The organism is Variovorax sp. 54 (assembly GCF_002754375.1).
Lineage (GTDB): Bacteria > Pseudomonadota > Gammaproteobacteria > Burkholderiales > Burkholderiaceae_C > Variovorax.
The window spans coordinates 763,682-778,184 of record NZ_PEFF01000001.1 but is presented as its reverse complement, the minus strand read 5'-3'; the positions used below and the strand labels follow the sequence as shown (position 1 = coordinate 778,184).

The window sequence follows — 14,503 nt, the reverse complement described above, 5'->3', positions numbered from 1 at the left end:
CGGCCCGGTTCGCGCAGGGCGCGCGAACGAAAAAATGATAGCAGGGAAACTGCGGTCGGGCGCCCTCAGCCCCCGCGGGCGCGCACCTGGGCCGCGTGCAGGAGGCGGGCGTTGTCTACCTTCTGCTTGGAAAGAAGGTGCATCTTGCTGCAGATCGAGCAGCGGTACAGGCGCAGCCAGGGCAGCAGGCGCATCCACCCGCTGCGCGGCTGGCGATCCATGTCCTGAGGGTGGCAGGGGCAGGCAGAAACCGAATGAGACGACGACATTTGTCCGAATGACCATGCTGTCCAGATCCCACCCTGACCAAGCTCTGTGGCTCTTCGGCTACTGGGAATTGAAAGTATTCATTCTTACGACAAATGTAAACAAGCACACTCACCTGTTCTAGGTATTCGGCAGCTTCCGGCCACGGAAAGCGTCCGAAAAAATGCGGCTGAGTCCCGACGCCGCAGGGCCGAACGGTCGGTCGATCCGGCGGATCAGGTAGACCGGCAACGGCCGCGGCGCCGAGGTCTGCTGCATGGCCAGCGGCACGTGCGCCAGCCGCTTCGCCTTCAGGTCGGCCTGCACCATCCACAGCGGCAGGTGCCCCCAGCCGACACCGCCGAGGATCAGCGCGTGCTTGGTCGCGATCTCGCTGACGCGGCAGGTCTTCTGCGAGAGCACGCCGAAGTTGCGGCCTTGCGAGCGGGCCGACGGGTCGGCCACGACGACCTGCACGTGGTCTGCCAGGTCGACCGTGGTCCATCGCGTGGCAGTGGCCTGCGCCAGCGGGTGATCGGGATGGCACACCGCGACCATGCCCGCGATTTCGCCGACTCCTTCCGACGCCACATGCGGATCGTGTTCCTCCGCGGCCGTGAGCCCGAGGTCGCAGCGGCCTTCCAGCACGGCTGTGAGCGCCGACGTCATGGGTGCGGTTTCGAGTTCCAGCCGCACGCTGGGGAACTCCGCCTGAAAACGACGAATGGCCTCGGCCACGAGCGGCAGCGGCAGCAGCGGGTCTTGCGCCATGCGCAGTTCGGCTTCGACCCCTTCGCTGAAGCTGTTGGCCCGCGCGCGGAACGCGTCGGCCTTGATCAGCAGCGTGCGCGCTTCCGCCAGCAGCGTGGCGCCGGCCTCGGTGAGCACCGGGCGGTGCTGCGAGCGGTCGAACAGCGACAGGCGCAGCTCGGATTCGAGGTTGGCAATGGCGGCGCTGAGGCCGGACTGCGCCCGCCCGAGCGAGCCGGCCGCCGCGCGGAAGGAGCCCCGGTCTGCGATCGAGACGAAGACGCGCAATTGGTCGAGGGTGAGGGCATCCAGCATGATCTGATTTTGTGATCAATTCGATCTAAATTTTATCAATTGTGCAGATCGATGGCCTGCGAGAGCATGGAGTCCTCTTCTCCCTTTCCTGGAGTCAGCCATGAAGAAAGCCATCGTCTACGAAGCCACCGGCGCCGACCCCCGGCGCGACCATCTCGAGCGAAACGACCTGACCATCGTGGCGGTCGGTCACCCCGGCGAACTGGCCGACGTGGCCATCGATCTGGCGAAGGGCGGCGTGGAGCTCATCGAGCTGTGCGGCGGCGTCTCGCCCCGCTGGCGCCCGCTGGTGAGCGCCGCCGCCGGCCCGGGCGTGCAGGTCAGCTCGGTCACCTTCGGCATGGAGTCGCTGGCGCCGGCCGCGCGCTTCAGCCAGGCCCATGCCGACGGCGCGCCGCTGCCGGCCGCCTTCATCTTCCTGGAGCCCGGCGCCGACGCGCGCCGAGACCGCTTCGTGCAGACCTTCATGCGCGAGCACACGACCTTCGTGCCGGTGCCCGACGAGGCCGCTGCCGTCGCCGCGGCGCGGGGGCTGGTGGCCGACGGCGTGGGGCTCATCGAACTCTACGGCGGCTTCACGAGCGCCGGTGCTGCCGCCGTCATCGACGCGGTGCAGGGGCGCGCGCCGGTCGGTGTCGGCAGCTTCACGCTCGACGCGACGCATCACGGGGACCCCGCATGAGGCTGCGCCCGCGCCCGACCGTGAGCTACGCGGCCTCGTCGCCGCGGCACCGCACGCACGACATCGCACTCATCGACGGCGTCGTCGCCCGTGTCGAATCGACGCAGCGGGCGCGCGATGTCGACGGCTTCACTCGCCTGCTCACGCCCGAGGCCGTGTGGGTGACAGCTTTTGGCCGGCGACTCAACGACTGGCCGAAGATCCGCGAGTTCACCGCCAGCGTGCTCACGCCCGCCATCGGCGACGAGCACGCGTTCTACGACGTGGAGCACATCACTTTCCTCAGTGACGCCATCGCGGTCGTCAACGTGCGCCAGCGCCCGGTCGACGCGGTCGGTGCGCCGCTGGCGGGGCGGGCCGAAGGGCGCCCGCTGTACGTGATGAGCAAGCAGGGCGACGGCTGGATGATCGCCGCCGGCCAGAACACGCCGCGCCAGGAAGCCTCCATTGCCGCGCAGGCGCAGCCAGTCCGCCCATGACCGCGCCTGTCTTCTTTTTCTCCTCTTCTTTCACCGTTGCCATTCCCATTCCCATTCCCATGACCCATCCCGCGCTGACCCTCATCGAACAACGTGCCTCGGCCAACCGCTTCGACCCCACCCACGTGCTGCAAAGCGAAGAGATCGAATCGCTGATCCGCTTCGCCACGCGCGCGCCCACGGCCTACAACCTGCAGAACTGGCGCTTCATCGCGGCACGCACGCCACAGGCGAAGGCGCGGCTGCGGCAGGTGGCGCACAACCAGCCCAAGGTGACCGAAGCCGCCGTCACCTTCATCGTCTGCGGCCTGCTGCCCGACCACGATGCGCTGTCGGAGCGGCTGCGCCCCTTCATGGAAGCCGGCTTCATGTCGCCCGACACGGCGGCCGGCTGGCGCGAAGGCGCGCGCCTGCAGTACGCCGACGACCCGCGCACCGCGCGCGACGAGGCCGTGCGCAGCGCCGCCTTCGGTGCCGCCACGCTCATCCACGCCGCCGAGGCGCAGGGGCTCGTGTCGGGGCCGATGGTCGGCTTCGACCCCGAGGGCGTGGCCCGCGAGTTCGACCTGAAGCCGCACGAGGTGCCTGTGGTGCTCGTGGCCGTGGGCCGCGCCGCGCCCGGCAACTGGCCGCAGAAGCCGCGCCGCCCGCTGGCCGAAGTGCTCGACATCCTGTGAAGGCGCGCGCCACCGACCTGTGGCTCACGGCGATCGCGCCGGCCATCTGGGGCAGTACCTACATCGTCACCACCGAGTTCCTCGCGGGCTGGCCGCCGATGACGGTCGCCATGCTGCGCGCGCTGCCCGCGGGGCTGCTGCTGTTGCTCGTCGTGCGGCAACTGCCGCGCGGCGCGTGGTGGGGGCGGGTGTTCGTGCTCGGCGCGCTCAACTTCTCGTTCTTCTGGGCGATGCTGTTCGTGTCGGCCTACCGGCTGCCGGGCGGCGTGGCGGCGACCGTGGGCGCGGTGCAGCCGCTGCTGGTGATCGGGTTGGCATACGTTCTCTTGCGCAGCCCCATCCGGCCCTTGTCGATCGTCGCGGCGCTGGCGGGGTTGGGCGGCGTGGCGTTGCTGGTGCTCACGCCGCGCGCGACGCTCGATCCGGTCGGCATCGCTGCGGGCCTCGCGGGCGCGGCGTCGATGGCCTGCGGCACGGTGCTGAGCCGACGCTGGCAGCCGCCGGTTTCGCCGCTCACCTTCACCGCGTGGCAGCTCACGGCGGGTGGGCTGCTGCTGGTGCCGGTGTCGCTCGCGCTCGATCCGGTGCTGCCCGCGTTCACGACGCCCAGCCTGCTGGGGCTCGCATGGCTCGGGCTGGTGGGCGCAGCATTGACCTACATCCTGTGGTTTCGCGGCATCGCGCGGCTGGAGTCGTCGGTCGTGTCGTCGCTCGGCTTCCTGAGCCCGCTGACGGCGGTGGTGCTCGGCGGCGTGTTCCTGCAGCAGACGCTCACGGCGGCGCAGATTGCGGGGCTCGTGGTGGTGATCTGCAGCATCGGGGTGGCGCAGCGCGCGCAGGCGAGGGCGGGCTCGCGATGAGGTCGCAGTCATTTTTCTCGCAAGGGATGCGGTCGACCTTCTTTGTGAGATGACTGTCCGCAGAATCCCCGCCGCGCCTCAAGCGGGGCCTCAAAAAAAGACCTGCAGGCGAGCTATTGAAGATGGAGAGCGATGGCCAAAGCCATGCGGCGGATCTATCAATCCGCTGCCAAAACGCTCGTCCATGGATTCGTGAGCCCACGCGACAGGAGAACCTGTGCAAGGCAGAGGACCGTGTGGCAGAACTGTGTTGGAAGATCGAAGCTGTAGAGCGCGCCCCCCACTTGCGCAGTGCGCTCTTGCGCACGTCGAGGTCGCGCGCAGCTCCTGCGTTACAGACACGCCTTGTTACCCCACCAGGCCGGCTGGATAAAGTTTGAACTTTCAGGTGATTGACTCTTCGTTTTCACGAGTCATTTACTGTTTTGTCTTACACCTTAGTCAGGTGTCTTTGAAGCCAGAAGCGTCTCGGCTTCCGATTGGGAAACCAATGGCTTACTCGCGATAAATCCCAGAAAACTCCTCTGGTACGCGTGAGAAAATGACGATCAAATAACAAGAAAATTCAGCTTCACATGATCAGGTTGGGAGCGGGCCTGATGTGTTTGCATGCAGTTGGGCAAGGCGCGTGACTGCGCGCATTTCTTGAAAACAAGAATCAAAGGGGAGGAATCCGCGTGAACCACATCGTGGCGAGATTGTTCTTGCACGGGCGCATCCGATGAGCGACCCGTCGAGCCGTCATCTCGCGGAGCTTGTCGCTGGCCGCCAGCACGACCGGCTGTTGCGACTGTCGTTCCCCCAGGGTGGTGAGCCCGCAGGTGCCGACCTCGTGGTCAACACCCTTTCTGCTTCGGAAGGCCTGTCGCGCGACTTCGATTTCACGGTCGGGCTCTTGAGCAGCAATGCCGATCTGGCGCTCAAGGACCTGCAGGGCAAGATGCTTTGCGTCGAGCTGGTGCGCCCCGACGGAACGCTTCGCTATTTCACCGGCATCGTCTTCGAGTTCAGGCTCGTGCGAACGGACGGCAACGTGGCCTTCTATGAAGCCCGGCTCGGCCCGTGGTTGAAGTACCTGCGGCTGCGGGCGAACAATCGCCTCTTCCATCGCCAGACGCTGCGCGCGCAGACCGAGGCCATCTTCGGCGACTACGGCGTGTTGCCCCAATGGGAGTGGCTTGTCCGCGGCGAAGACGCACCTCACACGATGGCGGTGCAGGGGGGCGGGGCCGGCGGGGAGACTGACCACAACTACCTGCACCGGCGCTGGGAGGCCGCGGGCTACAGCTATTGGTACGAGCATTCGGCCGAGGGTCACACCCTGCATGTGTGCGACGACAGCACGCTTGCCAAGGCCGTGGATGGCTCGTCCCCGGAGATCCGGTTCCAGGAGGAGGGTGGCGCGCAAGAAGAAGACGGCATTGGCCAATGGAGCGCGGTGCGCGAGCTGGTCTCGGCGCAAGCGGCCGTCAGCGCCTTCGACTTCAAGAACTCGCGTCCCCAGCATGCCGCGATGCCCAGCAATAACCAGCAGGGCGACGTGCCCCGGTTGGAGGTGCATGAGTACGGCGGCGCGCGTCACTTCAAGACCTCGCTCGACGGTGAAGGCGTGGCACGCCGGCGCATTGGCGAGATCGAGGCGAAGGCCAGGCGCTTCGAGGCGCAGGGCAACAACCGCTTGGTGCTGCCCGGGCGCTGGTTCCGGCTGACCGACCACTTCGGACGCACGCAAGGCGAAAGCTCCGAGAGCGAATTCCTCGTTCTCTCGGTGGAGCACCGCGCGAGCAACAACTACCTGCAGGAGCCCGCCACCGCAGAAGGAAAACCCAAGGGGTCGTGGGCCGAGTACAGCAACAGTTTCGTCTGCAGCCGCCGCTTTGTTGCATGGACGCCGGGTCGCGGCTTCCACAGCGTGGAGCAGCGCGTGATGGCGCCGCAGACCGCCACCGTGGTGGGCCCGTCCGCCGAGGGCAGCCTCCACACCGATGAGTACGGGCGCATCCGGGTGCAATTTCATTGGGACCGCGAAGGCCAGAGCGACGAACGCAGCTCGGCCTGGGTGCGTGTGATGAGCCCATGGGCCGGCGGCGAGACGGGCGCCGTCTCCACGCCCCGCGTGGGCTCGGAAGTCATCGTGCAATGCCTGGACGGCAACCCCGACCATCCCATCGTCATGGGCGTGGTCTACAACGCCCAGCGCATGCCGCCGTGGAAGCTGCCCGAGCAAAAGGCCCTGACCGGGCTCAGAAGCCGTGAACTGGCGGGCGCCAGCGGCAACGAGGCCGGTGGCAAGAGCAATCACCTGCTGCTGGACGACACCGAGGGCAAGATCCAGGCGCAGCTCAAGAGCGACCACGACAGCAGCTCCCTGAGCCTGGGGCACATCACCCGCATCGAAGACAACGCCGGACGCAAGGATGCCCGGGGCCAGGGCTTCGAGCTGCGCACGGACGGCCACGGCGCGATCCGGGCCCAGGACGGACTCCTGATCAGCACCGAGGCGCGCGCCAACGCCCAGGCCCACATCACCGACATGGGCGAGACGGTGCAGCGCCTGACCCAGGGGCGGGAGCTGCACGAGGGCTTGAGTGAAGCGGCGCAGCAGGCCAAGGCGCACGAGGCCGGTGACCAAGACGAAGTGACCAGGAGCCTGAAGGCGCAGAACGATGCGGTCAAAGGCTCGGGCAGCGGCAACAGGGCCGAAGGCGAGTTCCCCGAACTCAACGAGCCGCATATGGTGCTGGCCAGTCCTGTAGGGATAGAGGCCACCACCGGGGGCTCGATGCATCTGGTGAGCACCGAGCACCATGCGATCACCAGCGGGGCGCACACCAGCATCGCGGCGGGCAAGAGCTTGCTGGTCAGTGCCAAGGAGGCGGTGCGCATCGCGGCGTTCGAGAAAGGCATGCGGCTCATTGCTGCCAATTCCGATATCGACATCCAGGCCTTGAAGGACAACATCAACATCCTGGCCAAGCTGGACGTCAAGGCCGAAGCCAACAGGATAACGATCACTGCGAAAGAAGAAGTGATCATCAACGGCGGCACCAGCTACACCCATTGGGGTCGAGCAGGCATTGCGAACGGCACCAAGGGCATCTGGCGCGAGCACGCGGCTTCCCATGTCACAACGGGCCCCAAAAGCCTGCCGGTGCCGGAGATTCGTTTGCCTCAAGCCGTGTGCAAAGAGTGCATGGCAAAGGCTGCAGCGCGTGCTGCCGCGGTGGCACCCCGACAGTGACCGTGTCCGTGTACCCAACCCCACAAGCGACGCGGGCCCACGGCGGCCTGCCGCCGCACGCGCCTGCGGTGTTCAACAAGGAAGTCGCGCAGGCACTGGCACATGACATGGGTGTTCTGTTGGCCTGCAGTGCGAGCATGCCGCGCTACGCATTGGTCGAACTCGGCCAATGCGAAATGGCCGAGCGCGAGGCGATCGCCCTCGGTGTCCGAGCGCATGGGCTGGAGGTGGAGCGCTTGTTCGAGGGCACGCCCGAATCCGAACTGGCCGATCAGGGGCCATGGTTGATCCAGCTTCCGGTACAGCCTTCGGGCGCTCTGCTGGAGACGCTGGCCCTGCATGCGGGCGTTCATCATGCGTTGAGCATGGTGGGCTCATCCCTCGCGTTGGGCGATCTGGCGATTCACATGAGAAGCTGGCTCGAAGGCCTGATTCCGCCGGACCCAACGATCGAGGGCGACGAATCCTGTGGTGCCGTGCTGCGCTGGTTCGACCCACGCATCGGCCTGGAGATGCCCGGCTGTTGGCCTGCAGCGGATCGCCAGCAGTTCATGCAGGCATTTCAATGGTGGGCCGCCTGGCGCGCCGACTTCTCGCCGCGCATGGTGCAGGGCTCCATTCTCAACAGGGCGGCTCCGCGTGCCGAGCCGCTGCCGCTTGACCAGACACTGTTGCTGGCACTCGACCAACTCAACACGGCAGAAACCATGCTCGCTTCCGTGCGCGAGAACGACATCGAGCCTGGTGAACTCGATCACATGGCACCGGCGTTGCAACGCCGCCTGGCCCACCAATTGAGCGACGATGCCCGGCGCCTTGGTTTGGGCGAGTGGGCCGATCAATACATGTTGCTTGCCATGGGGTTGCGCCTGCACCCCGATATTGCCAAGGCACAGGCACTGCAGCCCATGATTGCCGCTGCGGCAACCGGCGAGCAAGGCCTCGGTGCCGCCATCGCGGACGTCGACAACGCGGTGTGGCAAGACCTGGTCGAGGCGGCGCCGCAGGTGCTTGCGCTGCATTCGCACGCACTGCTCGAACCCCTGCGCCAACGACGCCTTGCTGCCGTGTCCGCACACCCCTTTCACATCCCGCGCACCGAAGTTCGCTGAATCATGGCCACCGTTCCCAACCTCGGCAGCAGCGCTGCCAACGCGCAATCCGCCAAGAACCGCATTCCAGGCGTTTGCGATTGCAGCGACCCGGTCGATAAATCGGCACTCATCCTTTATCCGAGCCTGGGAACGCCGCTGCTGCTCAAGGAAGGGCAGACCAAGTGCAGCATCTTCATCGTCGGCGAGTCGAGCTTGAAGGCGGCCTCGGGTGCAGGAGGTCTCATCCCCGCGCCTGCGCCCAACCTGCATGTCTTTGTCGACCGTCATCTGCGGCTTTACTCCATCAAGGAGAAAGGCACCCAGACCGACACGACCACCGGTACGCTGTTCGGCGATGGCAACACTTGCGCAACGGCCCCGCAGCACATCAAGGCTTGGCGCGTCGGCCGCTTCGGAGCGGGGGTGCTCATCAAGGATCGCCATCGGCGGCCTTTTGCCACCATCGCACCGATGGCGGCACAGGTCTACAAGGATCTGCAAGGCGGCGACATCTACGAGATAGAGATCGACCTGAAGGCCGCGCCGTTCCAGGGCATTAATTCGGGCAGCTTCATGAGCTTTGCCTGGATGGTCAAACTCAACGACGCCGGCAAGCAGCTTCTGCCCAACGCCACGCACGCCGAGCCGCAGGACCTGATGATTGCCAAGTTCCTGCGGGAGCAATCCACCAAGGACCCTTTCCACTTCGCGAACATCCAGGAGTTCGACCTGTCCAAGGGCGCCCGCACCACGGCCAACCAGTTGCCGCCGCAAAAAACCGGCTCGGGCGAACGCCTGCAGAGCTGGCACCCCGTGAAGTACATGCCCGCACGTCCATTGAAGCTGGGCCACCTGTCCGACGTGCACGTGAATGTTCGCCATACCGCGATGGGCAAGAGCATGGCCCAGGTGCTGGAAGGCGATGTGACCGGCGCGAAATGGAATGCGCCTGTCGGCACCAAGGTGTGCAACAGCTTCGATGCGCTGCGCGCCTTGTTCGAGAAGATGGCTTTGGGTGGCGACAAAGTCGAGAAGGCCGACGCGGTGCTGCTCACCGGCGACCTGATCGATTTCAACCGCAACCTCAACCCGGCACAGGTTGCCGCAGGAAAAGCGACGGGCAACAAGGCCATCGGCGAGCAATGGAAGAGCTTCAACCTGCTGGCGAACATCGATGACCCGGCCAACGGCAAGAGGCTGTACCCGCGCGGGCTGGACGACATGCTCGTGTTCAGCCTGGTGCGTGAGATGTACCGCAAGCACAGCCTGCCCGTCTTCATGACCAGCGGCAACCATGAGGCGTACCAGGTGCCCTACGGCATCAGTGCGCGGGTAGAGGCTGGAGACATGACCAACTGGGCATTCAAGCTGGGCGTGCTGGAAACCGCGGCCGACCCCGCGAAACGCAGCGAGATTGCCAGGGCCGCGGTCACTGGCAGTGGCGGTGCCTTGCGTGATCGAGCGGGGACCGTCGTCGACAAGGTGTCCGGCTGGTTCAAGTCAGCCACCGGCGTTTCTCCAAGCGAAGCGGCAGGTCGGGGCGTAGAAGGTGTCGAGCAGGTCGCCCGCGCTGCTGAGAACGGGCTGGGTGGCCTCAACGACGGTCTCTCGAAGGCGCTCAAGACGGCCCGCGGCACCCTGGACGGCAGCGAACTTGCAGCGCACCGCAAGCAGATCGAAGCGGCCAGCGACTGGACCCGCGGCAAAGCCAATGAAGGGATGAGTCGTGACCACAACATGACCATCTACGAAGCCTGCCTGGCATATGGTCCAACCTACGGACAGGCTCTGACGGGATTCAATTTTCACAGCGGTCAGTTCGACTGGTTCTATGCGCTGTTCACGCCGTTGGCCGATGTGGTGGTCGCCTATGGTGCCCAGAGTGACGATGACAGTGCGGCAGGAACCCTCCAGGTCATCGCGCCGATGGGTTGGGGTGCCGACGAAAACTTCAAGAATCTGGGCGAAATGGTCGATCCCACCAAATTGCCATATCTGAAAGACTTCGGTGGTGTGGACAGGCAAGGCGCGGGCATCTTGCCGCGCGCCACAGAGTCGTGGAGCACAGCGCAATTCGAGTTGCTCTCCCAGGCTCAAAAGTACAAGGCTGCCGGCAGCAAAGCAAGCCTTACGGTAGCCAGCCACTTCACCATCGTGAGCTTTGACGAGCCGCAGCCGTACAGCAACGTGAAGAAGAGGTTGGTCCAGGCGCGCTTGTGGCCGCACAACAGCGCTACCGGCCTGCCGGATGAGCCGGCGGGTTTCAACCACGTCAATGTGGGGACCTGCGAGCGAGGGCTTGCCCACTACTTTGAACACTACGTGCGCGCGGGCCGGCGCAGACCCAAGGGCGGTGCACAGGTCGACTGGCATTTGTCAGGCCATAGCCATCGAAGCGGCGTCTATCAGGTCGAGTGGCAAAGCGACGGACCGGATACCAAGCCCTACATCCAGGTTGTATCGGCCACGGACCCGGGGATTCACCAGGTGCGGACCGTGCCCGCCGATACGCAGACGGCCCTGATCGTCAGCAGTTGCGGTGGTCCGATTGGCTATCAGAACCTGGATGGTGAACTCAGCGCATGGACAGGGCGGCCACCTGCGGGCACCTTGCTGGAGCCGGCCACGGGCAAGATCAGCCAGGTCAGCACGCGTCGCTGCCGCATCGAAGACGGCAAGGCGTACAACGAGAAGCCAAGGCTGTGCGTGGCGCTGGACTACCTGCATGTGATGAGCGGCCTGCCGGCGAAGGGCAACATCGACAAGCCGCTTGAGTTTGGCGACATTCCTCAGTTTGCGATGGGCAACACGCAGATCCCGCTTCGACTGAGTCGACAGATGAAAAAGCTCAACTGCATCGTGAGCTTGACGCTGTGGGTGTTTGAGGGCGGAAAGGATTCCGAGAAGAACGACGTTCGCAAATGGCATCGCGTAGACACAAAGCTGGACACGCTTGGCTCTCCCGGCAACGCGACGGTCAGCAACGAAGGAATGGCGGCACTCTCAAGAGCCTTTGCAACAGGTGTCGTGGGCAAGCAGGCCGATTCGGCATTCCGGCGCATCCAGGTGACCTTTTGTGAGGTGGGGCTGCGAAAGCCTGAACCGATGAAAGCAGACGAAGACTGGGCCCTGCACATGCAATGCACCGATCCATGGGTTTTTCCGATCGCTGTGGTGAGCACGAACGCAGGGAGAACGATGGCCGGTCTTGGCCGTGTCGGAGGAGAGAAGGGGGAGGTGCCGGATTGGTATTTCCTGGCCGAACACTTTCCCGCCGTGGGATATCTACCGCCGCTCGAGGCAATCAGACCCAAGTGATCTCCTACTCAATGAATCGTCGCTCCGCTTTGACTGCGCTTCCCGCGCTGATCATTTCCTCAAGCCCACTCTTGACCGCTTGCAACATGGCCACGTCCAAAAAGAACATCCGCGAGCTTGGAAAGATCTTCCAGTACCTCAAAGACCCAGAGCTTCGCAAAAAGGAAGTCGGAGACGCCTTACTTACCGTCGAGGGTGCGGAGATCAGCGGTGAAAGTTTTCAGTACGTTGACTGGAGTCACATCCTGTTCAGGAATTGCGACTTCGTCGGTGCGTATCAGATCAAGATTGGAAACTCCACGGACGTTCGGTACGAAGACTGTCGGTTCTCTGGCATCTTTGGATACGGCAAGACCAACCGTGTTCACTTCTTGCGATGCGCATGGACGGACGGTTCCATAGGGTATGCCGGCGAGAAGAGCACGGCTCTTGTTTTTGAATCTTGTCGGTTCGTTGGCACCAATCCCGATCGGAATCACTGGGGAGGTGTCGGCAGCGATGGCGAAGCGGAATTCATTCGCTGCACAGCAAAGTACTTTGTCATTGAAGGACACGCAAAGCTCACGCTTCGGCAATGCGAGTTTGAAGATACGAAGTGCACACCCCGAAGCAAGGAGTCGGGCGGAGTCTTCGCTGATGTGTCGATCGAAGACAGCAAGTTGCGTGGTGTGTTCAGCATGGTCCCCGCAGACTTCCAATCCCTCATCATCCGTGACACTCTCATCGAAGGCACCTTCGACATGACAAACGCGACGGTCAAGGGCGACATCCTGATGGAGCGAGTGACTGCCGGTGTGATCCTCGGCTATGTCAAGAATGCCAACAGTTTCACTGTGCGAGACAGCAAGATCGCAGGCAACGGAATGGATGTGTTCGAGGCCTTCGCCGGTGGGATCAGGGCGATCTCGATTGAGGGAACGACCTTCGGCGTAGGCTCGATACGAGGCGGTAACGGCACCGATGGGGTCACGATCGCAGGAGGCTTCTCTCTTAAGGAACCGACCCGCACGTCGAGTGTCAGCCAATCTATTTTGATTCGCGACAGCAAGATCCCCCAACTGCAATCTCAGCATCTCAATACCAAGAATCTCGTACTCAGGAAGGTGGAGATTGGGGAAGCTGATTTCACGAACACTCGCGCGGAGGTGTTGGAGCTGGACGATGTGAGTTTCACAAGGTCTGTGAATATGAGCGGGGCGCAGATCAAGGAGTTCAAGCAACGTGGGACCACCGACCTCAAGAGGCTAGGGCGGGGTTTGAAGCTGGAAGGCTCCAACATCAAGCTGCCACGTTGAGGCGCGGGAAGGCTGCGAATGTCCGATCAGTGCGGTGAGAACGAATGTGAGGAGAACGATGCCCAATCTTGGTCATCTCGGCGGAGAGAAGGAGGAGGTTTCGGATTGGAAATGGCTGGCCAAGATCTTCGAATCCGACGGCGACGTCAACACCGAGGCTGCCATCGCAGGCAAAGTTTCTTTCTCAGAAAAGACCACGCCATGACGCGCAGGCGATTCCTCAAGCTCGGTGCGGTGGTTGCGGGCGCTGTTCTGTACGGATGCGAAATGAGCGGTAAGAAGAACATCAAGGACTTCGGAAAAACCTTCGACTATCTGAGCGACCCAGCGCTCCGCAAGAAGGACATGGGTGATGCGCAGCTTGTGGTGGAAGGTGCCGAGTTCAGCGGCGTCAGATTCAAGGGCCAAGAATGGCGAAACATCAAGTTCGTCAATTGCGATTTCGCGGGTGCCTACGAAATAAAGCAGGCGCTGATTGAGAAATCGAGCTTCGAGGGGTGCAAGTTTGCAGGCATCTTCAATCTCGGCGTGTTGAAGCAAGTGCGGTTCGTACGCTGCCTGATCAGCGGCTCCAGCCATGTGGTCGGCGACACGGGAAGCCTGGACGTGACCTTCGAACAATGCGAGCAGATCGGCAAGGATCCCGAGCCCAACCATTGGGGCAGCTTCGGTAGTTACGGTGAGGTCGCGTTCATCAAATGCAAGGCCAAGTGGACGAACGTGACAGGCGAGACCCAACACTTGATTCGCGACTGCGATTTCGAGAGCGTCGATTGCGGTGTCAGTGACGACGGCGGCGGATCGGCAGTGCTGATCGAGAACTCACGCTTGCTCGGGGACTTCGACATGCGACCTGCCATGCTGCTGTCCCTCACCATCCGGGATAGCACCATCGGCACCTTGAACCTGAGCGACGCGACGGTCAAGGGCGACATCCTGATGGAGCGAGTCAACGCTGAGAAGATGAATCTCGCCGTCGCGTCGGGAAAAGCCATCGACTTGAGTGATGTGAAGATCAGTGGCAGTGGTCAGAAGGTTTTCTACCTAGCCGCCAATCGTGTGACGAGCGTGCTGTTGAACGACTGCGTGTTGCCGAATGCGCCCGACTCCGAAGCACCATGGATCGGTGGGGCGGAGAAGGAGCCAGCGTACAAGAGCCGCCCTCCAGTCAACCAAAGCGTGACGCTCAAGAATCTGAAATCCAGTCGCATCGATGCGACTTACCTGAATACAGCGCGGCTCTTGGTGGAGGGGGGCAATTTTCAGGAGGTTGATCTGCGCAATGGTCGCATAGGGAGTCTTGAGATCAGCAACACGACGATTGCCTCGACGTTGAATCTTGGCAGTAGCTTCATCGACAGTTTGATGCTCAGATCAGTCGTTTTCTCCAAAACGCTGAACCTGTCTAACACCCAGATCAAGGAGTTTAGGCAGGTCGGCGGCACCGACATCGGCAAGCTTGGGCGCAACCTCAATAAAGAGGGTTCCAGCATCAAGCTGCCACGTTGAGGCGCGGGAAGACTGACCGTGTCTGATCAATTTCCAG

At 63.2% G+C, this 14,503-nt stretch carries 12 protein-coding genes; 10 read left to right on the top strand and 2 right to left on the bottom strand.

All coding sequences use genetic code 11. The annotated features are described in order from the left end of the window. Positions 1 to 65: 65 nt before the first annotated feature. Both CLU95_RS30825 and CLU95_RS03435 read right to left on the bottom strand, forming a co-directional pair. Positions 66 to 221 (bottom strand): hypothetical protein, encoded by a 156-nt coding sequence (locus CLU95_RS30825; protein ID WP_180288526.1) that lies wholly within the window; start codon positions 219 to 221, stop codon positions 66 to 68. Between the two features lie 166 nt (positions 222 to 387). Next, on the bottom strand, positions 388 to 1,311 hold the full coding sequence (locus tag CLU95_RS03435; protein ID WP_099790453.1) for a LysR family transcriptional regulator: 924 nt from the start codon (positions 1,309 to 1,311) through the stop codon (positions 388 to 390). Between the two features lie 100 nt (positions 1,312 to 1,411). On the opposite strand from CLU95_RS03435, the gene CLU95_RS30995 reads away from it, so the two are divergent. From CLU95_RS30995 to CLU95_RS03390, 10 genes are all read left to right on the top strand, one after another. Continuing rightward, positions 1,412 to 1,993, top strand: coding sequence for a DUF6506 family protein (locus CLU95_RS30995; protein WP_099790451.1), 582 nt, complete (start codon positions 1,412 to 1,414; stop codon positions 1,991 to 1,993). Next, the gene (locus CLU95_RS03425; RefSeq protein WP_099790449.1) at positions 1,990 to 2,472 is read left to right on the top strand and encodes an SgcJ/EcaC family oxidoreductase; all 483 of its coding nucleotides are present in this window, start codon (positions 1,990 to 1,992) and stop codon (positions 2,470 to 2,472) included. Before CLU95_RS30995 ends, CLU95_RS03425 begins: the two co-directional genes overlap by 4 nt. Before the next feature lie 59 nt (positions 2,473 to 2,531). Beyond that, complete coding sequence (locus CLU95_RS03420) at positions 2,532 to 3,149, top strand: nitroreductase family protein (RefSeq protein WP_180288716.1); 618 nt, start codon at positions 2,532 to 2,534, stop codon at positions 3,147 to 3,149. Beyond that, positions 3,146 to 4,009 (top strand): EamA family transporter, encoded by an 864-nt coding sequence (locus tag CLU95_RS03415; protein WP_099790447.1) that lies wholly within the window; start codon positions 3,146 to 3,148, stop codon positions 4,007 to 4,009. The genes CLU95_RS03420 and CLU95_RS03415 overlap by 4 nt, the downstream gene beginning before the upstream one ends. Before the next feature lie 721 nt (positions 4,010 to 4,730). Beyond that, complete coding sequence (locus tag CLU95_RS03410; RefSeq protein WP_099790445.1) at positions 4,731 to 7,250, top strand: type VI secretion system Vgr family protein; 2,520 nt, start codon at positions 4,731 to 4,733, stop codon at positions 7,248 to 7,250. Between the two features lie 2 nt (positions 7,251 to 7,252). After that, positions 7,253 to 8,362, top strand: a complete 1,110-nt coding sequence (locus CLU95_RS03405; protein ID WP_180288525.1) for a DUF4123 domain-containing protein — start codon at positions 7,253 to 7,255, stop codon at positions 8,360 to 8,362. 3 nt (positions 8,363 to 8,365) lie between these two features. Further along, positions 8,366 to 11,662 carry a metallophosphoesterase gene (locus CLU95_RS03400; protein ID WP_099790440.1) on the top strand — a complete coding sequence of 1,099 codons (3,297 nt, stop codon included), beginning with the start codon at positions 8,366 to 8,368 and terminating at the stop codon, positions 11,660 to 11,662. A gap of 11 nt (positions 11,663 to 11,673) precedes the next feature. Continuing rightward, on the top strand, positions 11,674 to 12,957 hold the full coding sequence (locus CLU95_RS03395; RefSeq protein ID WP_180288524.1) for a hypothetical protein: 1,284 nt from the start codon (positions 11,674 to 11,676) through the stop codon (positions 12,955 to 12,957). Between the two features lie 58 nt (positions 12,958 to 13,015). Then, a complete protein-coding gene (locus CLU95_RS30815; protein WP_180288523.1) occupies positions 13,016 to 13,162 on the top strand; it encodes a hypothetical protein in 147 nt (48 codons plus the stop codon). Further along, positions 13,159 to 14,466, top strand: a complete 1,308-nt coding sequence (locus CLU95_RS03390; protein WP_099790436.1) for a hypothetical protein — start codon at positions 13,159 to 13,161, stop codon at positions 14,464 to 14,466. The genes CLU95_RS30815 and CLU95_RS03390 overlap by 4 nt, the downstream gene beginning before the upstream one ends. The last annotated feature ends 37 nt before the right edge of the window (positions 14,467 to 14,503 follow it).